Source organism: Bacillus sp. FSL R9-9410 (assembly GCF_038050385.1).
GTDB classification, from domain to species: Bacteria; Bacillota; Bacilli; order Bacillales; family Bacillaceae_G; genus Bacillus_A; species Bacillus_A cereus_U.
In genome coordinates, this window is record NZ_JBBOTV010000001.1 from 1367897 (window position 1) to 1393062 (window position 25166).

Genomic DNA, 25166 nt, shown 5'->3' on the forward strand with positions numbered 1-25166 from the left:
ATCCATTGAGAGATGGTGTTTCATTTGAAAAAATGCTGGATCATACAATATAACATTAACAGATATACAAGACGGACACGTTACAGCGTATGTTCTTGATACGAAATGTTTTCGATAATAAAAAGACAATGATGGAATTTAACCCGTCATTGTCTTTTTTACATTACTCTATTCGATTTCTCCTGAGCCATAACTATACTGCTTATTCTCAATCCGCTCAATCACATCTTGCAGTTCATCCGGTTTCAGGAATTCGATAGGAGAGAACCCTTTCTCAAACGTAAGTGTATCAGCCTCGATCATAAGTACATATCGGTCATTTACCTTTGCAATATGTATTTGATCCCCGAAATCAGCAAGCAGAGCCTTAACAGAGATATGATCTGCTTTTAGCTTTAATTCTACTTCAGGGGCGTGCTCGACGATTTGAGCAGTAGCTTCCATTACTTCTTCTGTTGAAAATTGTTCCATAATTTCACGTTTCGGACTGGCAGCCCAAACTTCCATCGCTTGGTCGAATTGTTCGCGTTCTTCAGTACCTTCTTCAAATACATCTTCAATTTGATCGTATACCATGTCCATTACTTGTGTTTTCATAATTTCAGGCATAGAGCGTTCATACTCGACGAATTTTAAGAAGTCCTCAAAGTAGCGGGCGTGTGATGCTTGGTGTATTTTTAGTTCGCCAGGCTCCACCATCCCTTCTTCAGGCATGTATGGATATTGGATAGATTTCATATTCTTTGTTGTGATGGCCATTTCAACGTTACGAATAAGCGTTGATTCATCAGAAATGGAAGCAACCTTTGGTTCGAAGTCACATTTCATTACGAATACGAATGGATCATCAAAGTATTTGCGTAGTTTTGCTTGAGCGATTAAAAATACACCACCACGTACAGCGCTTGTGTCAAGGTATGTATAAACGAGAGGTTCGCTCATATCTTTGAAGTTTTCTTTTGTTTCTGCAAAACGAATACGATTAAATAAGTTGTAATGAGGGTTTGAATCGAGTTCGTGCCCTTCTTCTACAATAAAGCGACCAATCTTTGTTGGGGCTTGTTCTGTTTTTGCGTGACGTTCTACTTTTCGCTTTGAAATTTTTAATAATTCACCATTCAAAAATTCTTTTAAAGAGCTATCTTCATACTCTTCAGCGTCTAATGTTTGAAAATGTTTATAGCGTTTATCAACTGCTTCACCTTTTCCTTCTACTTGTACTACATAAAAGGAAAGAAAATTTATTTCAAAATCCATATTTATCACCTTGTTTCATTTCATTAACTCTTATCAGTATAGAGATGGAAAAAACTTTCGTCAATTTATATAAGGAAGGGGGAGTCCCTTCCTTATATATTTGTTATTTTCGAAATTAAAATCCGTCTTCTAATGCTGAAAATGGAATGTTTAGTCTATTTTCTACTGTACGTAAACGCTGATTTAAGCGGTTTAATCTACGCGTATGACGCTCAACTGTGTTTTCTAGTTGACGTACTCTTTGCTCAAGCTCATTTACTCGTCTTTCTAGTTGACGGTTTCCAGTGCCAGGGAAAGAGATTGGAAGTTGAAATTGGCGATTTGGATCATATGGATTAATTTGCTCTGCTTGATCTATATATTGTTGGTATTGTGCTTGTAAATCATACTGAGGTTGGTAACCATATTGGTTATATGGATCATAAGGATTGTAGGGATACATAAAAACTCCTCCATTTCTTAAAGGTGGGTTGAATTCATCATAATGTATGTGCGAAAGCGGAGTAGTGGCACGGCAAATACCTATATACGCTGAAGTGAATGATTGTTTTTACCTATAAAAAATCGGTTTAAGTTGTTTAATAATGATCATATATGAGAAAGCGGTATTACGGTTTTCTGAAGCGTGTAGGTGAATAAAGAGGTGAAATGAAAGAGTTTTACATTTGTATTCCATCTGCTGAATGGTATATACTGGATGGATATAGGTTACATAAAAGTTACAATCTTATCAAACTCAAAAATTTATATAAATATGTATAGACATTTACAAAAGAAAAGAGTAATTTAAATAGAGTAAAAAATAACTTGTAACATTTTCTAAATATATTGTAAAATGATTGTAACAAAACATACATAAAAATGAAATAATACATAAGAAATAATGTTGGGGAAAAGGAGAGAGTATATTGTTCCGAAAAATAAAGGGTATATTAGTAGGGGTGCTATGTGTAGCTGTAGTAAGTGGTTGTGGTACAAAAGTAAGTGATGTGGCATTAGTAAGTGATTTTGGTGGGAACGTTGTAGAGGCTAAGGCTGATGTACAGGATTCAATTAGCTTAGTGGATGGGCGTACTGGTACTGAAGTGAAAAAAATAGACTTATCGAGCTTAGGTTATTTTGAAGATGAGGCGAAATTCAAAAAATCGGTAACGAAGGTTGCTGGTGAAGTTGGGAAAAGCGTTGACAAAAAGATGGTCCCTTCACGTATAGCGCCTGATGGAAGTTGGCAAGAAGGAAAGCCTTCTTATGAATTAATGGAAAAAGAATTAGTAGACAAATTATTAAACGTTGGTATGTGGGATTCTTCATATCAGTTACCTATCGTTGAGAAAAAGCCTACTGCAACATTAAGTGATGCGCAAGGAAATGGCACGGTAATTGGTAGATATGAAACGAATTTAGGTGGCTCAGCAGGTGGCCGTATTGAGAATATTCGTTTGTCAGCAGCGAGCATAAATGGAGTTGTATTAGCAAAAGGAGACAGTTTCTCTTTCAATGCATTAATCGGTGATACAACGCCAGATAAAGGATATCAATTAGGTAAAGAAATTGTAGATGGTAAATTAGTAGATGGTTATGGTGGTGGAGTTTGTCAAACATCATCAACTCTATACAATGCAGCAGATCAAGCTGGTTTAAAAATGGTAGAGAGAACTACACATTCTAAAACAGTAGGTTATGTCCCGCAGGGAAGAGATGCTACAATTGCGTATCCATATCTAGACTTAGTATTTGAAAACACGAATGATGCTCCTGTTAAGCTTTATATGGGCATTCAGGGCGGAAAATTAGTTGCTGAAGTACATAAGATGAAATAAATATGTAGTTAAAAGATAATAAAGTAAAAGATTTATAGTTTCTATAATTGAAGCCATCTCTTCTGAATTTCAGAGGAGATGGCTTTTTGTGTACAGTTTATTAAGAATAGTAAATTGATGTATTACTAGTATGTCCGAAAAAGAGCGGGACTTAATTCTTAGTTTTCCTATTGACATTCTTTTAATTCGGCTGTATTCTTCATAATAACAACTAAATAAATGGAAAAATTTATTAGTTTTCTTATCAAGAGAGATGGAGGGACTGGCCCGATGAAATCTCAGCAACAGGCTAAAAAAGCACTGTGCTAATTCCAGCAAACGTAAAAGACGTTTGGAAGATGAAGGGAAATGGATTAACATTCAACTCTTCTTATATGCGTAAGAAGAGTTTTTTGTTTAGAGAGGGGGGATAGGGTGAAATTTGATGTAACGTATTTTTTAGAAAGTTTTCCGCAATTATTTAAATATGTATACATAACTTTAGGGATTACTGTTGTTTCAATGATTATTTCTTTCGTTATAGGAGTGGGCTTGGCGATCATTACAAAAAACAAAACGAAATTTTTATATCCAATTGCCAGGGTGTATATCTCTTTCTTTAGAGGAACACCGTTATTAGTTCAATTGTTTGTGTTGTATTTCGGTTTGCCACAAATATCTCCAGCTTTTACAGTGCTTACAGCTATGCAAGCAACTTTAATTGGCCTCAGTTTAAATAATGCTGCTTATTTGTCAGAAATCATTCGAGGTTCATTAAATGCTGTAGAAACCGGGCAAATGGATGCTTGTTTATCAGTTGGAATGACAAAAGCACAAGCGATGCGACAAATTATCTTTCCGCAGGCTATTCGTGTAGCAGTGCCGTCACTTGGAAATAATTTTGTTGGATTGTTAAAAGAATCTTCGTTATCTTTTGCACTTGGAGTGGCTGAAATATTAGCACAAGCGAAAATGCTAGCTGCGCAATCGTATCGTTATATGGAAAGTTATTTAGCGGTAGCGATTGTGTATTGGATTATTACAATCGTAATCAGCTGGGGACAGAAAAAGTTGGAGAAGAAACTTGATGCACCGTATTTATAAGAGAAATGAGGTGATATATGTGATTGAGCTAAAAGATTTGTATAAATCTTACAAACATAATGAAGTGCTGAAAGGAATCTCACTTACTGTCAAAAAAGGGGAAGTGGTAGTAATTATTGGACCTTCTGGTTCAGGAAAATCGACATTACTACGATGTTTAAATTTATTAGAACAACCGGATGATGGCAGTATTAGAATTGAAGATTTAGAGATTCATACGAAGAAACTTTATCAAAAAGAAATAATAAAATTACGGCAAAAAACAGCAATGGTTTTTCAAAACTATAATTTATTTAAAAATAAAACAGCATTGCAAAATATTACAACGCCATTAACAGTTGTGCAGAAAAAGAGTGAAGAAGAGGCAAAGAGAATAGCGAGAGAAATATTAAAACAAGTGGGCTTAGCTGATAAAGAAAAATTTTATCCGACAATGTTATCAGGTGGGCAACAGCAAAGGATAGGGATTGCTAGGGCAATGGCTTTAAATCCAGCTGTATTATTGTTTGATGAACCGATTTCAGCGCTTGATCCAGAATTAGTTAATGAGGTATTGCTAGTTATTAAAGATTTGGCAAGACAGCATATAACGATGGTTATTGTTACACATGAAATGAATTTTGCAAAGGAGGTGGCGGATCGCATTATATTTATGGCTGATGGAATTATTGTAGAACAAGGAACACCAGAAGAGATTTTCCGAAATCCGCAAAATGAACGTACGAAAAAGTTTTTAAGGCAATTAAATGCTTCTGAAGAAGGCAATCATTTCGTTATTTAGGAGGAAGAGTTATGAGGAAATCATCATTATTACTAACATTAGCATTAACAGTATCAGTTGGAGTTTTGTCTGCTTGTGGTTCGGACACAGCAAGTAAAAAGACAGATGAAAAAGTAGTGAAAGTTGGGACTTCTGCAGGCCGTAGTCCATTTATATTTAAAGAAGGTGAGAAAGTAAAAGGTTTTGATGCTGAAATTATTGAAGCGGCTGTTAAAAAAGCTGGATATAAAGTAGAATGGAATGTTTCTGATTTTGAAGGATTATTCGGTTTATTAGATTCAGGCCGTATTGATACAATTGCAAATGAATTATCCGTTTCTACGGAAAGAAAAAAGAAATATGATTTTTCAATTCCATACGTGTATTCAGGCTCTGTTTTCGCGGTGAAGAAAGATAATAATACAATTAAATCGTTAGAAGATCTAAAAGGTAAGACTGTAGGTGTTGGGCTTGGTACAGCAGGAGAACAAGAGTTAAAGGCTTTAAATAAAAATAATGCTTTTACAATTAAAACGTTCTCAGAGGATCCAACAGCGGAATTGAATGAAGTAGGGCTTGGACGCGTCGATGCTTATTATAATGATAAAGTTCAAGTAGAAACAACAATAACAAAGGCGAAACTAGATAATGTGAAAGTTGGATTTGGTCCACTTGAATGGGGAGAGATAGCATTTCCATTTGCAAAAAAGAGTGAAAAGTTAGAAGATATAAACAAGGCGTTAAAAGAATTAGAGCAAGATGGAACATTAAGTGACATATCGAAAAAATGGCTAAAAGTTGATGCTACAAAAAAACAAAATTAAGGTGTATTCGTTGAATGGGCCTATTGCCTATCAACTTACATAAAAAAACTAAAGGGAACTGGAGAGGACGTTATTCATGGTACAAATTCATCCGAAAACACGTATTGGTCATGTTGCATTTAAAGTAAAAGATCTAGAGCGTCAAATTGCTTTCTATGAGAATGTAGTAGGGTTAGAGGTAAGTAAGCAAGAGGGGAATAAAGCATATTTAACAGGAAAAGGTGGTAAGAATACGTTACTTGTTCTTGAGCAGTTGGAAGATGCAGCGCTACAAGAACCGCGTACGACGGGTATATATCACGTAGCCTTTTTAGTTCCGACTCGTGAAGCTTTTGCTTCGGCACTATTTGGTGTTATTCGCAATAAAAAGGTAATTGATAGTCCGGCTGAGCAAGAAGGGCGTTATACATATTCAAATGAAATTTTGCCAATTTCAAGATTTAATAGTGCAAGTGATCATACGTATAGTGAGGCGTTTTATTTACAAGATTTAGAGGGGAATGGTATCGAGATTTATGCAGATCGCCCTCGAGGTCAATGGGGAGAAGGGCCAGGGGGAAGTACGCCACTAGATTTAAAAGAACTGGCAACGCTCGTTAATTATGGGTTTGATGGTTTACCTGCTGACACTGTCGTTGGGCACGTCCATTTACGAATAGCTGATGTAGAAAAGTCACATGAGTTTTATGTAGATACAGTAGGTTTTGAAGTACAACAGCGTGAAGATGATTGCTTATTTATTTCGGCAGGAGGCTATCATCACCATATTGGTGCAAATACGTGGAACGGGGTAAATAATCCACATCCACCAGCACATGCAACTGGACTAAAAGTGTATACGATAGTACTACCGCATAAAGAAGCGTTAGATGAAGTGAAAGAAAGATTAATAGAAAAACAACATGAAATAAATGAAACTACAAATGGATTTACTGTAGTAGATCCAAGTGGTATTACAGTGCAGTTTGAAATAGAAGCAGTATAAAACAAGCCAGAAAGTGTTTAATCACTTTCTGGCTTGTTTTTGATTATTTATAGATCAATCCAATACCTTCTTACAACATTCCCATCTTCTTCAGTGAAATCATCATCACGGAGACCGCCGTTATGTAAAATCGTTTTCTCTGAAGCAGTATTCACTTCGTCGCAAACGACAAGTGCTTTCGTGATGTTTAATTCTTTCGTTTTTTCTAATGATAACTCTAGTAACTTTGTAGCATAACCTTTTCTTCTTTCAGAAGGGCGAATACCATAACCGATATGGCCTCCAGCATTAAATAAATGCTCCGTCAAACTATGACGAATATTAACAGCTCCTACAATTTTATTTTCATTTGTAACAAGCCAATAAGTAGAATCTGGTACCCAAGTTTCAGGAATATTTATTCCGTTATGTGCATCGTGTAATTCTTGAATCATTGCCGTGAAATTAGAAGGATTTTTTGAAATAACCCATGGAATCATCGTTTCACCGCTATCTTTCCATTCGTTATAAAAATCTAAGTATTCTTCTTGTAAATCGGTAGTAGGTGTAATTAAAGATACATTCATCGTTTGTAAGCTCCTTTTATTTATGTTTTATTTCAACAAAATTTCAGTATAAAAAGCAAGTGATTTATAACTTTCTCAACCTCATTTCATATGCCATTTTCAACTGAAAGTAAGTTACACGTTGAACTTTGAAGATTTTTGTATGAAAAGTAGGTTGTTTTATTTATGTTAATATTTAAAATATTAACATAAATCTACTGGGATATTAAATGTATTTTAATAAAATGCTTTTATGTTGATGGATAGATGCAAGTGATAATTTTTGTTTTATCTATCTATAATGAATGAAAGGGGGGAAGTGCTCGTGAGCTTACATATTGATTTTATTATACGAATCGGTGTTGCCGGTTTATTAGGGGCGATAATCGGTATGGAAAGGGAAATTCGATCAAAAGAAGCTGGATTAAAGACTCATTTCCTCGTAGCGGTAGGGAGTGCTTTAATAATGGTTGTTTCGAAATATGCCTTTTCAGATATTGTATTTGAAGATCATATGTCTCTTGATCCGAGCCGGATCGCAGCGCAAGTTGTTAGTGGAGTGGGGTTTTTAGGTGCAGGTACAATTATTATTCAAAAGCAGGCGGTGAAAGGATTAACGACAGCGGCTGGTTTATGGGCCACAGCAGGAATTGGATTAGCAATTGGAGCAGGTATGTATGTAGTAGGGGTTGGAGCTACGATTCTCGTTTTAATTGGTTTAGAGATTGTAAGTCGTATTTTTAAGGTGCAATTTTTATTTCCGCAAAATATAACCGTGCAAATTTGTATTAATAAACACGAAGCGGTACAACAAATATTAGAAACGCTACAAGTGAAAGGTATTCCAATCCTTTCATATGAAGTTGATGTTTTACAGCAAGAGGAAAGAGTAATCTATAAAGTAGGGATGCAACTAAAAAATATATCAGCAAAAGAAAAAAATACCTTCATTCAACATATGCAATCGTTACCAGAAGTTACGTTTATAAAGTTAAAATCATAATAGTGAAAAAGAGGGATAAAAAATAGTGTAAATTTCGCTATTTTTTATCCTTTTTTGACATAAATTGCACAGGAAGTCAATAATGAAATTTCCTTTGAATAGCTAAAATTGTAAGAGTTTTCCTTACTTTTCTCAATACAGAATAAATAGTCAGAATAGTAAAATAATGGAGTGGGACACTAAAAAATGTAAGGTAGGGGAGAGCATGAAAGGCTATTCAAAAAAAGTTTTAGTAGGGGTAAGTTTTGCTAGTTTAATGTTAGGGAGTTTTCAAGGAAGCATATTGGCGGAAGATACTAAGGGAGAGCAAGTTTCATATCGAAATGTGCTAAAAATGGAGCCGGTTGGTGTACAACTGCCCGTGGAAGAATTAGCTCATTCATCGAAAGTATTAGAAAGCAAGTCTTTTGAGAAAAGGCTACAATTTGCTGATTTATCGCAAAGACCGCCTGAAGTAAAAAAGGAAAGTAAGCAATTAGCTGTAGCGAAAACTTATACAATTGCTGAATTAAATCAATTAAGCAATCAACAATTAGTAGATTTACTTGTAACAATCGATTGGGAGCAAATTACGGGGCTATTTCAGTTTAATAAGGACAGTCTTGCATTCTATCAAAATGATAGTAGGATGCAGGCAATTATTGATAAATTGAAGCAGCAAGGACAGGTTTATACTAAGGATGATTCAAAAGGGATTGAGACATTAGTGGAAGTTTTGCGATCAGGGTTTTACTTAGGGTTTTATAATACAGAATTAAGTAAACTAAATGAACGTAGCTATCATGACAAGTGTTTACCTGCATTAAAAACGATTGCGAACAATCCAAATTTCAAACTCGGTACGTTAGAACAAAATAAAGTTGTATCATCATACGGAAAATTAATAGGAAATGCTTCGAGTGATGTGGAAACGATAACATCGGCTGCAAAGATTTTTAAGCAATATAATGATAATTTTTCTACATTGGTAGATAATCTTTCAGCTGGAAATGCGATTTACGATATTATGCAAGGTGTTGATTACGATATTCAATCGTATTTGTACGATACGAGAAAAGCACCGAAAGATACAGTATGGTACCAAAAAATAGATAGCTATATTAATGAATTAAGTAGATTCGCGTTAATGGGAACGATTACAGAGAAAAACGGATGGCTTATTAATAATGGCATTTATTATACAGGTAGACTCGGCACATTCCATAGTACAGGGACAAAAGGATTACAAGTTGTAACAGATGCGATGAAAATCTATCCTTATTTAGGTGAGCAATATTTCGTAGCAGCTGAGCAAATTACGACGAATTATGGCGGGAAAGATGCAAACGGTAACGTTGTTAATTTAGATCAAATACGAGAAGATGGGAAGAAAAAGTATTTGCCGAAAACGTATACGTTTGATGATGGTGCAATTGTTTTAAAAGCGGGAGATAAAGTGACTGAGGAGAAAGTTAAACGTTTATATTGGGCAGCGAAAGAAGTGAAGGCACAATTCCATCGTACGGTTGAAAGTGACCAACCGTTAGAAAAAGGAAATCCAGATGATGTATTAACGATGGTTATTTATAATAGCCCGGCTGAATATCAATTTAATCGTCAATTGTACGGGTATGAAACGAATAACGGCGGTCTTTATATAGAAGGAACAGGTACGTTCTTTACTTATGAACGTACGCCAGAAGAAAGTATTTATAGCTTAGAAGAATTGTTCCGACATGAATTCACGCATTATTTACAAGGTAGATATGAAGTGCCAGGACTTTGGGGACAAGGTAAATTATATGAAAATGAGAGATTATCCTGGTTTGAAGAAGGGAATGCTGAGTTTTTTGCAGGGGCAACGAGAACGGACAACGTCGTTCCAAGAAAGAGCATTATAGGAGGACTATCTTCGAATCCAGCAGAACGTTATACGGCAGAGCGAACGTTAAATGCAAAGTATGGAACGTGGGATTTCTATAATTATTCCTTCGCTTTACAATCATATATGTACAATAAGAGATATGATATGTTTGACAAAATTCATGATCTTATTAGGAAAAATGATGTAACAGCATATGATGCATACCGCTCTGCTTTAAGTAAAGATGCGAATTTAAATAAAGAGTATCAAGACTATATGCAAATGTTAGTAGACAATCGTGAGAAATATAATGTTCCGTTAGTGTCAGATGATTATTTAGCAACTCATGCACCGAAACCAGTTTCAGATATTGCCGCAGAAATTACAGCGGAAGCAAAATTAAGTAATGTATCAGTAAAGAAAAATAAATCACAATTCTTTAATACATTTACACTGCAAGGAACATATACAGGAACTTCTGCAAAAGGAGAATATGAAGACTGGAAAACAATTACGCAAAACGTTAATGATACGTTAAAACGTTTAAGTGCAAAAGAATGGACAGGCTATAAAACAGTAACAGCTTACTTCGTGAATTACCGTGTAAATGCATCAGGGCAATTTGAATATGATGTTGTGTTCCACGGTATTAATACAGAAGAAGGTGCTGTGAATAAAGCGCCAGTTGCGGTTATTAATGGCCCGTATAGCGGAAATGTGAATGAAGCAATCTCGTTTAAAAGCGATGGATCAAAAGATGAAGATGGGAAAATTGCTTCTTATAAATGGGAGTTTGGCGATGGTACAGTAAGTAATGAACAAAATCCAACTCACGTATATACAAAAGAAGGAACGTATACGGCGAAATTAACAGTAACAGACGATAAAGGATTAACTAATACTGCTACAACAAGTGTAACGGTTCAAAAGAAAGAAGATAACAGTGTAGAAAAAGAGCCAAATAATTCATTCCAAACGGCAAATAAACTGCAGTTAAATCAAGTTTTACGTGCTAGTTTAGGAAACGGTGATACGAGTGATTACTTTGAAATAAATATAGAAACTGCGAAAAACCTTCAAATTAATGTAACGAAGGAAAATAATATCGGAGTAAACTGGGTTCTTTATTCAGAAGCAGATTTAAATAATTATGTTACGTATGCACAGCAACAAGGAAATAAATTAGTAGGTAGTTACTATACGTATCCAGGGAAGTACTATTTACATGTATACCAGTATGGTGGTGGAACAGGGAATTATACGGTAGAAGTGAAGTGAAAAAAAGGGTCGCCATGAATGGCGACCCTTTTTTGTTATGCGTTATACCCGAATAATTTTAGATCTTCTCCTGAGTCTGAAATTATTTTTTCGAATCGCAATCCTACTTTTTCTAACAGCGTGCCTGAAGCAACATTATCTATAGAAGTAATTGCTACAATTCGTTTCAGTCCGAGCTTTTGTACACCGTATTCGATTACTGCAGCAGCTGATTCATAGCCGTACCCTTTTGAACGGAATTTTTCTAAAAAAGCAAAGCCGATATCAACATCTTCTAATGAATCTCTTTTAATAAGGCCGCACATACCAAGTGGAGTGAGATCTTCTTTTTGTTCAACTAAGTAAAGACCAAAGCCCATTTTATTGTACATATCGACGGGTCCGTTTAAGATGTATTTTTTTGCATCTTCTAAGTTTTTAATGCCTTTATCACCAATAAATTGAATCCATGCAGGATCATTTACTAATTCAAGAATAAACGGAGTATCTTTTACATCGAGCCAGCGAAGAGTGAGTCTTTCAGTTTCAAGAACTATCAATCTATTGCACCCCCTTTAAAAGTTATAACAATTAGTATGGATTGTGCGAAATAAAAGTGCAAGTTATTTTAATTGAGAGTTACTGTTCACATAAAGTTCGATTGTTTTGTATAAAAAGATATTTTATAATTAGGATTGATTGTAAAGAGTGAGATACTTATACAATGACTCCTAGGAAACTAGGAGTTTTTACTATATAACTATCATTATTACTAAATATGACACACTACACATTCTACTTAAGGAGGTACATAATGAAGAAATTATATAATGCATCGTTTACTTATTTGATTATCGGTTTATTGTCAGGAATATTTGCTAGGGAGTATGGAAAATATAAAGGGATTTTAGGCTCTACTTTATTAAATCTTTTGCATACGCATACGTTAGTACTTGGCTTTTTCTTCTTTTTAATTGCTTTAGGATTAGCAAAAGTATTCGCGTTTCATGAAGTGAAAGGATTTAATAACTGGTTTATTTTACATAATATCGCATTAACTTTAATGTTAGGTTCGCTAGCAGCGAGAGGACTTCTTCAACTAAATGGAGCGGACTTTAAAGGGTTAACTTATATTGTAGGGTTCTCTCATTCTATGATGGCATTTACTTTAGTTTGGTTTATGATTTTATTGAAAAAATCGTCTAAAATATAGTTTTAAAAAAGAACTTGTAGGGAATACTGCAAGTTCTTTTTTGTATATAAAATTTCATAAATTTAACTATTCTAATTATTTTGTATAAAAATGGTATAATTAATGTAGAGTAAATAATATAAAAGGAGAGTATGTAATGGAAATAACAATTGAGCGTTTAGTAAATGAATTAAAGGATGTACTTCCTGAAGATCAAGTAGTGGTTAATAAGACAGTAAGAGAGTTACATAGTAAAGATGAATCTTACCATAATAGTAGTTTACCTGATGTAGTTGTTTTTCCAAAAACGATGGAAGAGGTTAGAGCAATAATGAAAGTAGCGAGTGAGCATAAAAAACCTGTCATTCCATTTGGAGTAGGTTCTAGTTTAGAAGGTCATATAATTCCTTATGAAAAGGGGATTACAGTTGATTTTTCATTAATGAACAAAATACTTGAAATAAGAGAGAAAGATTTTCTTGTGAAAGTACAACCAGGAGTGACTCGTTCTCAGCTCAATAAAGAATTGAAAAAGTACGGTTTGTTTTTTAGTGTAGATCCAGGTGCAGATGCAACGTTAGGAGGCATGGCTGCTACGAATGCGAGCGGAACGACAGCGGTTAAGTATGGCGTAATGCGTGATCAAGTTCGTGATTTAGAAGTGGTGCTTGCTGATGGGCAAGTGATACATACTGGCAATTTAGCGGCGAAGTCATCATCAGGTTATCATTTAAATGGTATTTTCGTAGGATCAGAGGGTACGCTTGGATGCTTTACAGAGCTAACATTAAAAGTATACGGCATACCAGAACATGTTATGGCTGCGAGAGCATCGTTTCCAACTATAAATGATGCAGTAGAAGCTGTTATTAACATACTACAAGCTGGCATTCCAATTGCGAGAATAGAACTTGTTGATGAATTATCTATGAAACAAGTAAATCATTACAATGAAACAAATTACAGAGAAGAACCAACACTTTTTTTAGAGTTTCACGGAAATGAAGCAGGGCTAACGCAAGATATCGAGTTTACGAAGGAAATTGTTTTTGATCATAAATGTAAAGAAGTTGCTTTTGAAACTGAAACTGCGGCAAGAAATAAATTATGGGATGCAAGACATAACTTAGCTTATTCTTACGTTCATAGTTATCCTGGTAAAAAGCTAATGAGCACAGATGTATGTGTGCCAATTTCAGAGTTAGCTGGCGCGATTCAAAATGCGAAAGAGACGTTAGATAAGGTGGGCCTTGTTGGTGGTATTCTTGGCCATGTAGGAGACGGGAATTTTCACGTGCTCTTAATGATTGATCCAAATGATAAAGACGAAGTGAAAAAAGCAGATGAAATAAATGAAAGTATTGTACTGTATGCTCTTAAGCGTGGCGGAACTTGTACAGGAGAGCATGGCGTTGGAATAGGAAAGCAGAAGTATCAAGAAGAAGAACATGGTGCGGCATTATTGGTAATGGAGAAAATAAAGAAAGCTCTTGATCCGCAAAATATTTTAAATCCGAATAAAATTTTCAAGCTAACAGATAAGGAATGATGAATTTTGGAGAAACGAATTATACACTTTGAAGGATTGGTCGTCTTATTAGCTGCGGTTTATATATATGCATTATGTGGATTTAGTTGGTTATTATTTATCGTATTACTTTTTGCACCTGATTTAGCAATGGTGGCGTACTCTATTAACAAACGTGTTGGTGCACAAATTTATAATCTATTTCACACATATATCATATCAATATTACTTGTTTTAATAGGGGTCTATTTAAAGATGGATACGATTTTAATGATTGGTTTAATATGGACAGCACATATTGGAATGGATCGAATGCTTGGGTATGGATTGAAGTATGAAACTGATTTTAAGGATACGCATATTCAGAGGTTATAAAAGTGATTTGAGAAGGGTGGTCAATTGAAACAATTTATTACTGTTGAGAAATATAATACACAATGGGAAAGTGAATTTTGTAAATTACAGACGTTGATTAATAACGTAATGGGAGAACTCATTTTTTCTATAGAGCACGTTGGGAGTACATCTGTTAAAGGTCTTGCTTCTAAACCGATATTAGATGTCGATGTTGTAATAGAAGATTATGATGTTTTTCCTAAAATAATAAAGAAACTTGAAAAAATAGGTTATTTTCATCAAGAAGAGTGGAGTTTTAAGGGGAGAGAAGCTTTTGGGAGAAAGGATCAATATGTTCCGAGGGACGGGAAGAATGCAATTTGGATGGAACATCATTTATATGTATGCGATAAGAATAGTGAAGAGTTAAGAAGACATGTGGCGTTTCGTGATTACCTTCGTGGAAATCCAAACATTGTTATTGAATATGGAAAGCTAAAGAAAGAATTAGCAGAAACGGCGGGAAATCGCTTAAATTATAGCTTAGATAAAACGGAATTTATTGAATATGTATTAGAAAAAGCTATGAAGGATCGTTGAATAAGGGAGTTTGTATAAATAAAAAGATTGACTAAGGTGGCAGAAATCATATAATGCCACCTATTGTTTTTGAAGAAGAGGTTTTACTATATGAACTGACCTTATAAAATAATTACAATCAAGAAGATAAGAAAAGAGGGAGCTTATGTACATACCAAAACATTTCACTATACAAGATGAAGAGACGAAGTACGAAATGATTGAACAAAATAGCTTTGCAACTTTATTTTCTCAACATAACGGAGCACCGTACGCAACGCATTTGCCGTTATTATTAAATAGGGAAACACTTACTTTATATGGTCATTTTGCACGTCCAAATGAGCAGTGGAAAGATAGTGGAAATCAACAAGTGTTAGCTGTTTTTCAAGGGCCACATAGCTACATTTCTCCGTCATGGTATGAAACAAATAAAGCAGTACCAACATGGAACTATGTTGCGGTGCATGTATATGGAGAGTTAGAAATTGTTGAAGATGAACAGGGATTAATAGATTCTCTTCAAGATTTAGTACATAAATATGAAAATCCAAAGAGCACCTACTCACTGAACGATGTAGATCCAAATTATATGGAAGGATTAAGTAGGGGAATAGTTGGATTCAAAATAAAGATAAATAAAATAGAAGGAAAAGCGAAGTTAAGTCAAAATCATTCTGTGGAGAGAAGAGAATTAGTTGTAGAAGAACTTGAGAAAGTTGGGAGTGAAGGGAGCAGGGGGATTGCAGGGTTGATGAAGAAGGGTGTTTAAAATAATGGTGGAGTGTGAATACACATTTATAAAGTGTTAATATATTGTATTTATAGATTTTTATAGTGATTTAGACGCTGTATTTATGGGGGGCAATTTTCTTTAGTGTTTTAAAAAATTTACAGCATGTGATTAATTTAATGGATTTAATGTTAAATAAATGTTGAGAAATATTAATGAGATATTTATATCTTAATATCTATTTGTTATTATTTATGTGAGAATATTCAAAAAAGGGGGATCTTATGAACATTCCAGTGAAGGGAAGCGAACAGGTTACAAAGCAACTTAATGAATGGTATCAAGCAATGTTACAACAACAATTGTCAAAAGCAACTAATTTAAAACAAGAAATTGATAAAAATATTGATGTTTTGAAACAAGAATCAAATAAAATGTTGCAAGAACAAAATTTATTATATTATTTCTTACTAGATTTTCGTTATAAAACGCTTGTTGATAGATTTAGTATCACAAAGAGAAGCTTTGACGAAATAGATTCTTTTAAAATTCCGACGGATGGTTTCTTATCTTATTATTACCATTTTTGTAAAGCGGTATATGCTACTATAATTAAAGATTATAAAGAAGCGAAAAAATATTATGAAAAAGCAGAGTTTTTTTTGAAAGACGTTCCAGAAGAAATTGAACAAGCTGAATTTCAATCTAAGTTAGCCTTATTCTATCATAATAATAATGAACCACTTTTAGCTGTTCACTATGCAACTATTTCAAAAGATATCTTCTCTAAACACCAAGGTTATGAAAGTAATACTGCTTCTTGCGAAAATACTATTGGAATGAGTTGTGTATCTCTAAAACAGTTTGAACAGGCCGAGGAACATTTAAATTCTGCATTAAATTTATTACAAAAAAATAATGAAGAAAGATTAATTTCATTCGTGCGGCACAACTTAGGGTGGCTATATGCAAATCAAAACCTTTCTGAATTAGCTATCCGTCACTTATCAGAAGTAACAGAGAAAATACCTAATCATTTCAAAGCTGTTTTTTTACAAGCTAGGGAATATTCTAAGTTAGGTGAAACAAATGTATCTTCTATCCTTATTGAAAAAGGATTGGAACTTTGTTTAGAAGTAGAGAATGAAGAATATACACATCATTTCAATATTTTAAAAGCATTAAATAATAATGTGACTATCGAGGAATTAAAAAGGGTAATTGTTACAGGGATTTCTTATTTCAAAGAAGAGAATCTTTCTTATTATGTAGAAGAATATGCTGAGGTGATGGCAGCTAGGTTATATGAGGTGTGTGATTATAAAACGTCTAGTGAATATTTTTGTTTAAGTCTTGAAGCAAGAAAAACAAATTTAGCTAAAGGGGCGTTAAAATAATGAAGAAACTGAGTTTAATGGTAATGAGTTTAGCTGTTACAGGTATTACAGTTTTTACGATAAATACTACTCCAAAGATTCAACAAACAGCAACCACAAATACTGTCGTCAATAAGTTACAATCGACTCACGGAGAAGGGTGGTCTCCAACAAGACCTGAGTTAGTATACTTAGAGGGAAGACAACTCTAAAGTATTATTTTAAGAGTGCTAGCTTTAGTTGATATTACTTACTGGCTTGTAAACATTAAAGGTTTACAAGCCAGTTTTTTGTTGTTAGAGCTACCTTCACATTATGTTGAAAGTAATCCGTCATAATTTTAAACTATTGTAATGAATTTTAATAAAAGATTGTTGAGGAATATAGTGAAGATATTGGAACATACAAATTCTCATTAGTTATATTAAAATGGATTCATTCTCTTCTCCTTTATTTTTTATCAACATTTGTACAATAGCTGGATTTTTATATTCGAGAATAGTTGTTCCTTATCGATGTACCTGGATATAATAAGAAAAAATGAAGATTGAATAGAAGAATTTTAATAGAACAGTTACCAAGTTAACGCATTAGGAAAGAAATAGGTAGGAAGTAAGGAGCTCTCCTTTGTTCGTGACAGCTTGTTTGGTGTATGTATCTTTTTCGCATGGGAGGAAATTGATAGAGGTGATAATATACAACTGTAATCACATAGAATATGCTAACGATATGTAATACATAAAAGAAACGCAAACTAGAGTATTAAATTACGTTTTTTTTTTTCAAAAGATGGAGAAAAAAGTAGAAAAGGTGTTTTTATATGAAAACACCTTTTCTACTTATAATGTTCCTTTATGGAAAATAACGAATTGTGTACTTGAATTTAGTGGGAATTACACTAATAAATAATACAATTAGGAGCAGAAAAACAGTCTTAGTGCTCTAAATCACGTCCCGCAAAAAGTCCTATAAGGGCGATTCGACGGCGCTGGAGGCGTGCAGTAATCCGCTTGTTCTTGAGAATATTCATAAGGATTTGCTAAAGCTTGAAGAAGTTTCTCCATTACGCTATAGTCTCCATTTTTAACAGCTGCTTCTAGTGCTTCTTCTACTCTGTGGTTGCGAGGGATGATTACTGGGTTGTTATTTTTCATTAATTTGTATGCATCATCTTTCGATTCTTTTTGTCTTTCTAACCGAGATTGCCATAGCTCGTACCATTCTTTAAATTCAGGACTTTCAAATAAAGGTGCATTTTCTAATGTAGTGTCAGTTAATGCACGGAATGTATTTGTATAATCTGCTTTATATTTTTCCATTGCTTTTAAAAGTTTCTCAATAAGGGATTGATCTTGCTCTTCATTGCTAAATAGTCCTAATTTCTTCTTCATTCCGAGGAACCAATTGTTTTCGTACTGCACGTTAAACTTTGAAATTTCATCTTGTGCAATCTTTAGCGCTTCTTCTTCATCTTCGTGTAGAATCGGCATTAAAGATTCAGCTAATCGTGCAAGGTCCCATGCAGCCATATAGGGCTGATTTCCATATGAGTAGCGGCCTTTTACATCAATAGAGCTAAATACTGTTCCTTGGTCATAACTATCCATAAAGGCACAAGGACCGTAATCAATCGTTTCACCGCTAATCGTTATATTGTCAGTGTTCATTACGCCGTGAATGAAGCCGACGAGTTGCCATTTGGCGATGAGGCTTGCTTGTCTCTTAATAACTTCTTGTAGTAATGAAACGTATGGATTTTCAGTAGATTCAATTTCTGGATAATGTCTTTTTATCGTATAGTCAGCTAACGCTTTGAGATCTTCGATTGAGCCGCGAGCTGCTGCGTATTGGAATGTTCCAACGCGTATATGACTGCTTGCAACTCTTGTTAAAATAGCTCCAGGTAGCTTTGTTTCGCGATAGATTGGTTCGCCAGTTGAGACTACTGCTAAACTGCGAGTAGTTGGAATGTCAAGTGCGTACATCGCTTCACTAATAATATACTCACGTAGCATTGGACCGAGTGCGGCACGGCCATCACCGCGGCGCGAATACGGAGTTGGACCGGAACCTTTCAATTGAATATCAAACCGTTCGCCTGAAGGAGTAATTTGTTCTCCAATTAAAAGGGCACGACCATCTCCTAACATGTTGAAATGACCAAATTGGTGTCCAGCATACGCCTGAGCTAGTGGATGAGCTCCTTCTGGAATAGTATTACCAGCTAAAATGGCAATTTCAGCGTCCTTTTTTAGTTCCTCAGGATTAACGCCAAGAGATATTGCTAAAGAATTATTTAGTTTAATTAACTCCGGTGAGTGTACAGGAGTTGGGGGGATTTCAGTGAAAAATGATTTGGGCAGGTCAGTATAACTACTCTCTAAATTCCAACCAGTTTCGTTTTTATTAGTCATCGTATCTCCTCCTTTTTGTGTGTTTTTGAAATTTGAATTGTAATTGGTTTTTAATTATTTTCTTGTACTTATATGTATTCTGTGTGAGGTTAATTAAAAATATTATACGTTTATTGTAAATGATCCCCTTGAAATCTATTGTAAGGACTTCATTACATTGTGTCCATTTAACTGTCAAAAAAACAAAAAGAGCCTTCGTTATATAACGAAGGCTCTTTTTGTTTTTTTCCTTTTATTCATACACAGTCTTCATAGTTGTAGCTGTATAAAAGGAAAAAAGAAATTGGGGGCGTAATCTATCTATATGATAATTCAAAATGAAATATAAGTCTATATTTTTGTTGGTTTTTTGATTATATTTATGTCACTGAGCTCAGAAGAATATATGTGGAGGGAAAATATATGAAATCAAAACATGTACCAGTTTTAATTGTTGGAGGGGGCTTATCAGGATTATCGTCTGCATTATTTCTTGCGAAACATAACATTGATTATGTGCTTATAGAAAGGCATCCGTCTACTGCGATTCATCCGAAAGCAGGTGGAATCACATTTCGCACAATGGAATTATTTCGAGAATTAGGTCTAGAAAAAGGAATTAGATTAGCTGGTAAAGCATTAGAGAATTGTCACGGGAGAATTGCGGTTCAAACAATAGCTGAGGTAAAGAATGAAGAGTTGGAACAAATAAGGGCGGCACAGTATGAAAATAATGAAAAGTTAGTTCGTAAAGTGGAAGAGATTAGCCCATCAAAACAAACTGCTTGTTATCAAATTACTTTAGAAGAGATGATGTTACAATACGCGCAAAAGTTAGGCGGAAATCTATCTTTTAATCATGAACTGGTTTCTTATGAGCAAAATGAGAACGGAGTAATAGCAACTATTCGAAATCGTGAAACGAAGGAAGAGTGTCTTATTTATTGTGATTATGTAATCGCAGCAGATGGAGCGAAAAGTAAAATACGTGAACAGCTAGGTATTTTAACCGAGGGCCGTGGTGTAATCGGTGGTTATTATATGAACATATATTTTGAAGCGGATTTGAGTGAATTTATTAAAGGAGACGCATTCGGTTTTACTATGATAGTACATCCAGAAGTAATTGGTGCGCTTATTCCAGTCAATAACGAAAGTAAATGGATTTATCATGTAGCTTATGATCCAGTAAAAGGGGAGCGACCAGAGGATTTCTCTATAGAACGCTGTAAACAAATTATTCAAACTGCAATTGGGAGCATGGATATTAAGCCAGAAATAGTAAGTGTTTTACCGTGGGAAGCGAGTGAAAGTACAGCGGTGAAATTTCAGGGAAATCGCATCTTTTTAGTTGGTGACTCAGCACATATTATGCCGCCAACAGGAGGATTCGGTTCAAATACAGGGATACAAGATGCACATAATTTAGCTTGGAAATTAGCGGCTGTTATAAAAGGGAAAGCAAATCCGAAATTGTTAGAAACATACCATGAAGAGCGATATCCTGTTGCAAAATTAACGACGGACCATGCGAGTAGTATATTATTTCGTGCAGCGAATAGAGAGGAAGGTAATTTGAATACTATGGATAGTTTAGCTGTCACTGCTGGCTATCAGTATTGCTCAGAAGCAATTATAGACGAATGTAACACACCGCATAGAATGAATATAGTTGATTTGAACGGACGCCCTGGAACTCGTGCGCCACATTTTTGGGGAACTTATGAAGGAAATGAAGTTTCTATACTTGATCTATTTGGTAGCAACTTTGTGTTACTTACTGGAGCAGAGCCTAGTACTTGGACTGAAGCTGCAAATGTTGTTTCATCCCGATTAGGAGTAAAGATAAAAGTGTATCAGGTAGGTTTAACTGGTGATTTTATCGATCAAGGTAACTTTTTTAGAAAACTATACGGGATAGAAAATGGAGGAGCGGTAGTAATAAGACCAGATGGATTTATTGGATGGCGTACGGAAAATGAGGTAGTAAAGCCGGGTATATTACTTGAAGAGATAATGAATCGTTTATTATGTAATTAAATATAAAAACACCGCTTGTATTTCAAAAGCGGTGTTTTGATTGCTTACAACTTACAAAAATAAAATATTGTAAGTCGTAAGCGGATGTGCTAATCTTATAACCTACTTGAAAGATGAATTTTTTTGATTGCAACTTACAAATAATAAAAAATGTAAGTTATTGAAATAACAGAAGATAATTTTATTATGTAAATAAAGTGGACGGTGAGAAAAATGACAGAAAAAGCATTAACGAGAAATGTTGTTTTGGATGCAGCGGAAAAGGAATTGATTAAATACGGATGGAGTAGGACGACTCTCGTTAGTATTGCGAAATCACTTGATGTTAGTCATGCAGCTTTATACTCTTATTTTCGTAGTAAGGCAGCACTTCGAGACGCTATTTTAGAAAGATGGTTATTAAAGTATTCGGATCAACTTGAGAAAATTAGTGGGAAAGACGGAGAAACAGCAGTGATTTTACAAGAGTGGTTCTTATGTTTGTTCCAACTTAAACAGAAAGAGTTACTGGAAAATGAAGAGCTATTTACATTGAATAGTTCGTTAGTTCAGCAAAAGAATGCTGTTATCCAAAAACATGAAGAAAGATTAGTTAGGCAACTGGAGAAGGTTATAAATCAAGGGATAGAGCGTAACGAGATTGAAAAACAAGACAGTTTATTTTTAGCGCATACGATTTTTGGACTCCTATCACCGTTCTACCAGCCTGCTTTTTCTGAGCGATGGAAAGAAGAGAAGATAAACGAAGAATTTCAAAAGTCATGGGAAATTGTTGCGCGTGGTATTTTTCAAAAGTAAAGAACTTCGTATCATATAAGGCTTTCAATCAGGAAACGTAATGAGAAGGGGAGATTATATGAGTCATGTGGTATTACGATGATTGGGTATTGGCGCGCATGGGGGAAGGACCACAATTATTGCTGCCGTCTGCGTTGGCTTAATATGTAAAAGAATGTTTGAACAGTGCTATAAATCTATGATAATATACCGCTATCTATGCTTTATCTGTATAATAAAATGAATATAAAGGGCTGAGCGTTATGAGAAGAAAAGGCTATTTTATAAATAATGAAAGTAAGGAAATGTACAATAATGAAATAGTAGTTTCAAATAAAATATATCCTGAAAATCCTACATTAGAAGAACTGAAACAAATGGTTTTTAACGGTGAAATAGAAGAAGTGTTTATTTCTCATTATTACGACGATCGAAAAAGTAATTTAGAACGTGAATCAATAGATGATGTGAGAGCAGACTGGGATACAAAATATCACAATAATATTTGTCTTACTGATGAACCAGTATCTTTAGAAGATTTCCCAGAAGAGTATTGTTTCTTTGCTGAAATGTGGGGGGATGAAAAAGGAAAAGTAATTTTAGTGTTATTTATGCATCATTAGAATATTCGGGAAGCCTTTATATTGGCTTCCCGATATTTTTTATGTTGAAAAAATATTATGCAAGATGTTGGTAATATACTACGTATTTTTCTAATCCTTCAATCTCTTTCTCAGGAGGTTCAATTCCACCTTTTCGGCCGTAGCAAACATTTCTCAAGTATTCGCCGAAAATCATAGAGCGACTTTTCTCATTTTCCATCCAATTATATCTATTAATTATAAAATCACCATCAAAACTTGTATCAAATGTATATGGAATACAAGTTATATGTTTTGGTAAATGTTTTTTTAATACTCTATATTGCCGGCCTGCTCCTAAGCTTTTACATACAAATAGTAAACTGTTAATTGTTGTAAAATCAAAGATCTTCTTAGCTTCAATTACATTTGCGATAGAATGGAGAGAGTTTTTCTCGAAAATGATAGCATCTTCCGGTACACCGTGTTCAATTAACTTGTTAACAATTACTTCTGATTCTGATAAATCTCCATAATTCCAGTTTGGATGTTTCATTCCATGTAAACTAGTACCACCTGTGACGATAATTTGTGCACCTAAACCTTGTTGATAAGCATGTAAAGGAGCTTGCCAATTACCAGGATGGGAACCACCGAAAACGAAAATTGCATCACACTGTTGTGGTGTTGATTCTTTTAGGAAAGCGATTTCGGTTATTTCTTCAATTTGTTTTTTCGTAAGATGTGGGACTTCAGGGTATTTAGGGATTACCATATGAAAATCTCCTATATAGTGAAATGTTAAATTCATTATATAGCGATGTTGTTTAGTGGAAAAAGGGAAGTTTTTCATTTGACAGTTCCCCTTTTATGATAACTCTCCTATAAACAAAAGTTCTCCTTCATCATTAAATCCATCTTCATCCTTGATTATCTCTTGGAAATGCAATGTTTGGACACTGTTAGAAATTGATATTTTCCATTCATGCCCGAAGTCGGAAGCATTGGAGAGGGGAATCCATTTTTGAAATTCGTTATCTCTATTGAAAAAATTTTGAAAGTAGTCATCGTTTTTAAATATGATGATTTGTGAGTTCCATAAGCTTGCTATTTTGATCATAACAACGACTCGATATGTATTTGTATCGTTCGGTTTCATTGTCATTAATTGATTCGCTTGATTTAACAGGGTTTGAATGCACAATCGCTTTACTTTCCTAGGTGTTGTACTAGAATTGATAAAAGCTTGAGAGCCTGGTAAAGGCATATGCCAGTATTCATCGTTATAGAAAGTAGACGGAAATGCTTTAGTAGAGTCTTCAATTCTTTTTATAAGAGTTTTTGTTTTTCGTTTCATTCCGCGTATTTTCTGTTCACGCATTGTTGATCATCTCCATAAATTTTTGCAAGGCAGCTGAGTGGAAAATATCTTTTCGAATAATAAAGGTAGTAGGAACCTTTTTAAAGTGATTTGGTAATGTATTTAAAGATACACCATGTTCATAATCTGGAATAATGGATTTCATCATAATAGCCGCGCCCATACCTGATTTTACACATGCAAGTATTGCTTCAATTGTTCCGAACTCTAGTATTCTTTTAGGTGAAATCCCTTCTTCTTGAAGCCAGTTTTCTAATAGTTTTCTGTAATAACAACCTTGACTAAAAGCGAGTAAATTCAGTTCTTCTATTGTTTTAAAGGAAGATAGAGGAGTCTTACTAATGAGAACGAGTTCTTCTTCTCGAAATGAAAGTGTATGAAGTTCAGTATGCTGAATATTTCCAGCGATAAGAGCCCCGTCTAGTTTTCGCTCTAAAACGAGCTGAGTTAATTGGTCTGTCGTATTTGTTTCTAGAATCAATTCAACTTCTGGATACTTTTCATAATAGGTCGTTAATATAGGCGGGAGACGAACGGCTGTTGTCGATTCTGTACACCCGATTTTTAACGTGCCTTTTGGCTCGGTTCCGCTACTTTGAACAGCTTGAATGGATTGATCGATTAGATGGATGATTTGTTTTGCATATGTTAACAAAATTTCTCCGTTAGAAGTTAAAGTAACGCCTTTTCCATTTCGATAAAATAAAGGCACACCTAACTCAATTTCTAGTTGTTTTATACGCATCGTTACACCTGATTGTACATAGTTTAAGTTTTTAGCAGCATGAGATATATTTCCTACTGTCGCAACTTCGTAAAAAACCGTTAAATCTTTTATGTCCATTTATTATCACCCCGAAAAAGGTATCAATT

General features: G+C 34.6%; 25 protein-coding genes and 1 riboswitch. Of the genes, 17 read left to right on the top strand and 8 right to left on the bottom strand.

The window, feature by feature from the left end; translation table 11 throughout:
* Positions 1 to 168: 168 nt before the first annotated feature.
* The gene (locus MKX77_RS07275; RefSeq protein ID WP_341306162.1) at positions 169 to 1257 is read right to left on the bottom strand and encodes a DUF3900 domain-containing protein; all 1089 of its coding nucleotides are present in this window, start codon (positions 1255 to 1257) and stop codon (positions 169 to 171) included.
* A 115-nt stretch (positions 1258 to 1372) separates the two neighbouring features.
* Entirely contained in the window at positions 1373 to 1699 is a 327-nt protein-coding gene (locus MKX77_RS07280; protein ID WP_088079051.1) for a hypothetical protein, read from the bottom strand.
* 466 nt (positions 1700 to 2165) lie between these two features.
* On the opposite strand from MKX77_RS07280, the gene MKX77_RS07285 reads away from it, so the two are divergent.
* The 5 genes from MKX77_RS07285 (at position 2166) to MKX77_RS07305 (ending at position 6729) form a co-directional block, all read left to right on the top strand.
* Positions 2166 to 3077, top strand: a complete 912-nt coding sequence (locus tag MKX77_RS07285) for a VanW family protein (RefSeq protein ID WP_341306163.1) — start codon at positions 2166 to 2168, stop codon at positions 3075 to 3077.
* Between the two features lie 238 nt (positions 3078 to 3315).
* Positions 3316 to 3422: riboswitch (SAM riboswitch) on the top strand.
* Positions 3423 to 3491: 69 nt separating this feature from the next.
* The gene (locus MKX77_RS07290; RefSeq protein ID WP_341306164.1) at positions 3492 to 4160 is read left to right on the top strand and encodes an amino acid ABC transporter permease; all 669 of its coding nucleotides are present in this window, start codon (positions 3492 to 3494) and stop codon (positions 4158 to 4160) included.
* Positions 4161 to 4179: 19 nt separating this feature from the next.
* Positions 4180 to 4941 (top strand): amino acid ABC transporter ATP-binding protein, encoded by a 762-nt coding sequence (locus tag MKX77_RS07295; RefSeq protein ID WP_341306165.1) that lies wholly within the window; start codon positions 4180 to 4182, stop codon positions 4939 to 4941.
* An 11-nt stretch (positions 4942 to 4952) separates the two neighbouring features.
* Entirely contained in the window at positions 4953 to 5744 is a 792-nt protein-coding gene (locus MKX77_RS07300; protein WP_341306166.1) for an amino acid ABC transporter substrate-binding protein, read from the top strand.
* A 76-nt stretch (positions 5745 to 5820) separates the two neighbouring features.
* Entirely contained in the window at positions 5821 to 6729 is a 909-nt protein-coding gene (locus tag MKX77_RS07305) for a VOC family protein (RefSeq protein WP_341306167.1), read from the top strand.
* A 47-nt stretch (positions 6730 to 6776) separates the two neighbouring features.
* On the opposite strand, the gene MKX77_RS07310 is transcribed toward MKX77_RS07305, so the two are convergent.
* Positions 6777 to 7295 (bottom strand): GNAT family N-acetyltransferase, encoded by a 519-nt coding sequence (locus MKX77_RS07310; protein ID WP_341306168.1) that lies wholly within the window; start codon positions 7293 to 7295, stop codon positions 6777 to 6779.
* A 304-nt stretch (positions 7296 to 7599) separates the two neighbouring features.
* On the opposite strand from MKX77_RS07310, the gene MKX77_RS07315 reads away from it, so the two are divergent.
* Positions 7600 to 8277, top strand: coding sequence for an MgtC/SapB family protein (locus MKX77_RS07315; protein WP_341306169.1), 678 nt, complete (start codon positions 7600 to 7602; stop codon positions 8275 to 8277).
* A gap of 205 nt (positions 8278 to 8482) precedes the next feature.
* Positions 8483 to 11398 (top strand): collagenase ColA, encoded by a 2916-nt coding sequence (colA, locus tag MKX77_RS07320; RefSeq protein WP_341306170.1) that lies wholly within the window; start codon positions 8483 to 8485, stop codon positions 11396 to 11398.
* A gap of 35 nt (positions 11399 to 11433) precedes the next feature.
* Here the strand turns inward: colA and MKX77_RS07325 are convergent, their stop codons facing one another.
* A complete protein-coding gene (locus tag MKX77_RS07325) occupies positions 11434 to 11937 on the bottom strand; it encodes a GNAT family N-acetyltransferase (RefSeq protein WP_341306171.1) in 504 nt (167 codons plus the stop codon).
* 254 nt (positions 11938 to 12191) lie between these two features.
* On the opposite strand from MKX77_RS07325, the gene MKX77_RS07330 reads away from it, so the two are divergent.
* From MKX77_RS07330 to MKX77_RS07360, 7 genes are all read left to right on the top strand, one after another.
* Positions 12192 to 12590 (top strand): DUF2871 family protein, encoded by a 399-nt coding sequence (locus tag MKX77_RS07330; RefSeq protein WP_002033617.1) that lies wholly within the window; start codon positions 12192 to 12194, stop codon positions 12588 to 12590.
* Positions 12591 to 12726: 136 nt separating this feature from the next.
* A complete protein-coding gene (locus MKX77_RS07335; RefSeq protein ID WP_002128446.1) occupies positions 12727 to 14118 on the top strand; it encodes an FAD-binding oxidoreductase in 1392 nt (463 codons plus the stop codon).
* Positions 14119 to 14124: 6 nt separating this feature from the next.
* Complete coding sequence (locus MKX77_RS07340; RefSeq protein ID WP_088293383.1) at positions 14125 to 14472, top strand: DUF4260 domain-containing protein; 348 nt, start codon at positions 14125 to 14127, stop codon at positions 14470 to 14472.
* 24 nt (positions 14473 to 14496) lie between these two features.
* Positions 14497 to 15033, top strand: coding sequence for a GrpB family protein (locus MKX77_RS07345; RefSeq protein WP_341306172.1), 537 nt, complete (start codon positions 14497 to 14499; stop codon positions 15031 to 15033).
* A gap of 145 nt (positions 15034 to 15178) precedes the next feature.
* Positions 15179 to 15784 (top strand): FMN-binding negative transcriptional regulator, encoded by a 606-nt coding sequence (locus MKX77_RS07350; RefSeq protein WP_341306173.1) that lies wholly within the window; start codon positions 15179 to 15181, stop codon positions 15782 to 15784.
* A gap of 245 nt (positions 15785 to 16029) precedes the next feature.
* The gene (locus MKX77_RS07355) at positions 16030 to 17142 is read left to right on the top strand and encodes a response regulator aspartate phosphatase (RefSeq protein ID WP_002014173.1); all 1113 of its coding nucleotides are present in this window, start codon (positions 16030 to 16032) and stop codon (positions 17140 to 17142) included.
* Positions 17142 to 17333, top strand: a complete 192-nt coding sequence (locus MKX77_RS07360) for a Phr family secreted Rap phosphatase inhibitor (RefSeq protein WP_341306174.1) — start codon at positions 17142 to 17144, stop codon at positions 17331 to 17333. Before MKX77_RS07355 ends, MKX77_RS07360 begins: the two co-directional genes overlap by 1 nt.
* A gap of 735 nt (positions 17334 to 18068) precedes the next feature.
* On the opposite strand, the gene MKX77_RS07365 is transcribed toward MKX77_RS07360, so the two are convergent.
* Positions 18069 to 19535, bottom strand: a complete 1467-nt coding sequence (locus MKX77_RS07365) for a protein adenylyltransferase SelO (protein ID WP_341306175.1) — start codon at positions 19533 to 19535, stop codon at positions 18069 to 18071.
* A gap of 402 nt (positions 19536 to 19937) precedes the next feature.
* Between MKX77_RS07365 and MKX77_RS07370 the strand changes: the two genes are divergently transcribed.
* The 3 genes from MKX77_RS07370 (at position 19938) to MKX77_RS07380 (ending at position 22954) form a co-directional block, all read left to right on the top strand.
* Positions 19938 to 21554: an FAD-dependent oxidoreductase gene (locus tag MKX77_RS07370; RefSeq protein ID WP_341306176.1), complete on the top strand. Its 1617-nt coding sequence runs from the start codon at positions 19938 to 19940 to the stop codon at positions 21552 to 21554.
* 213 nt (positions 21555 to 21767) lie between these two features.
* Positions 21768 to 22352 carry a TetR/AcrR family transcriptional regulator gene (locus MKX77_RS07375; RefSeq protein ID WP_341306177.1) on the top strand — a complete coding sequence of 195 codons (585 nt, stop codon included), beginning with the start codon at positions 21768 to 21770 and terminating at the stop codon, positions 22350 to 22352.
* Positions 22353 to 22594: 242 nt separating this feature from the next.
* Complete coding sequence (locus tag MKX77_RS07380) at positions 22595 to 22954, top strand: hypothetical protein (protein WP_341306178.1); 360 nt, start codon at positions 22595 to 22597, stop codon at positions 22952 to 22954.
* A gap of 55 nt (positions 22955 to 23009) precedes the next feature.
* Here MKX77_RS07380 and MKX77_RS07385 read toward each other — a convergent pair whose 3' ends face one another.
* From MKX77_RS07385 to MKX77_RS07395, 3 genes are all read right to left on the bottom strand, one after another.
* Positions 23010 to 23687: a YdcF family protein gene (locus MKX77_RS07385; RefSeq protein WP_002167869.1), complete on the bottom strand. Its 678-nt coding sequence runs from the start codon at positions 23685 to 23687 to the stop codon at positions 23010 to 23012.
* 93 nt (positions 23688 to 23780) lie between these two features.
* Positions 23781 to 24293 (bottom strand): DUF3916 domain-containing protein, encoded by a 513-nt coding sequence (locus tag MKX77_RS07390; protein WP_341306179.1) that lies wholly within the window; start codon positions 24291 to 24293, stop codon positions 23781 to 23783.
* Positions 24286 to 25137, bottom strand: a complete 852-nt coding sequence (locus MKX77_RS07395; RefSeq protein WP_341306180.1) for a LysR family transcriptional regulator — start codon at positions 25135 to 25137, stop codon at positions 24286 to 24288. The genes MKX77_RS07390 and MKX77_RS07395 overlap by 8 nt, the downstream gene beginning before the upstream one ends.
* Between the last annotated feature and the right edge of the window lie 29 nt (positions 25138 to 25166).

Coding starts and splice junctions, on each gene's coding strand:
- MKX77_RS07360 (WP_341306174.1), top strand. CDS start 17,142: ATGAAGAAACTGAGTTTAATGGTAATGAGTTTAGCTGTTACAGGTATT.
- MKX77_RS07390 (WP_341306179.1), bottom strand. CDS start 24,293: ATGCGTGAACAGAAAATACGCGGAATGAAACGAAAAACAAAAACTCTT.
- MKX77_RS07365 (WP_341306175.1), bottom strand. CDS start 19,535: ATGACTAATAAAAACGAAACTGGTTGGAATTTAGAGAGTAGTTATACT.
- MKX77_RS07310 (WP_341306168.1), bottom strand. CDS start 7,295: ATGAATGTATCTTTAATTACACCTACTACCGATTTACAAGAAGAATAC.
- MKX77_RS07380 (WP_341306178.1), top strand. CDS start 22,595: ATGAGAAGAAAAGGCTATTTTATAAATAATGAAAGTAAGGAAATGTAC.
- MKX77_RS07275 (WP_341306162.1), bottom strand. CDS start 1,257: ATGGATTTTGAAATAAATTTTCTTTCCTTTTATGTAGTACAAGTAGAA.
- MKX77_RS07335 (WP_002128446.1), top strand. CDS start 12,727: ATGGAAATAACAATTGAGCGTTTAGTAAATGAATTAAAGGATGTACTT.
- MKX77_RS07300 (WP_341306166.1), top strand. CDS start 4,953: ATGAGGAAATCATCATTATTACTAACATTAGCATTAACAGTATCAGTT.
- MKX77_RS07355 (WP_002014173.1), top strand. CDS start 16,030: ATGAACATTCCAGTGAAGGGAAGCGAACAGGTTACAAAGCAACTTAAT.
- colA (WP_341306170.1), top strand. CDS start 8,483: ATGAAAGGCTATTCAAAAAAAGTTTTAGTAGGGGTAAGTTTTGCTAGT.
- MKX77_RS07385 (WP_002167869.1), bottom strand. CDS start 23,687: ATGGTAATCCCTAAATACCCTGAAGTCCCACATCTTACGAAAAAACAA.
- MKX77_RS07280 (WP_088079051.1), bottom strand. CDS start 1,699: ATGTATCCCTACAATCCTTATGATCCATATAACCAATATGGTTACCAA.
- MKX77_RS07330 (WP_002033617.1), top strand. CDS start 12,192: ATGAAGAAATTATATAATGCATCGTTTACTTATTTGATTATCGGTTTA.
- MKX77_RS07350 (WP_341306173.1), top strand. CDS start 15,179: ATGTACATACCAAAACATTTCACTATACAAGATGAAGAGACGAAGTAC.
- MKX77_RS07395 (WP_341306180.1), bottom strand. CDS start 25,137: ATGGACATAAAAGATTTAACGGTTTTTTACGAAGTTGCGACAGTAGGA.
- MKX77_RS07375 (WP_341306177.1), top strand. CDS start 21,768: ATGACAGAAAAAGCATTAACGAGAAATGTTGTTTTGGATGCAGCGGAA.
- MKX77_RS07305 (WP_341306167.1), top strand. CDS start 5,821: ATGGTACAAATTCATCCGAAAACACGTATTGGTCATGTTGCATTTAAA.
- MKX77_RS07370 (WP_341306176.1), top strand. CDS start 19,938: ATGAAATCAAAACATGTACCAGTTTTAATTGTTGGAGGGGGCTTATCA.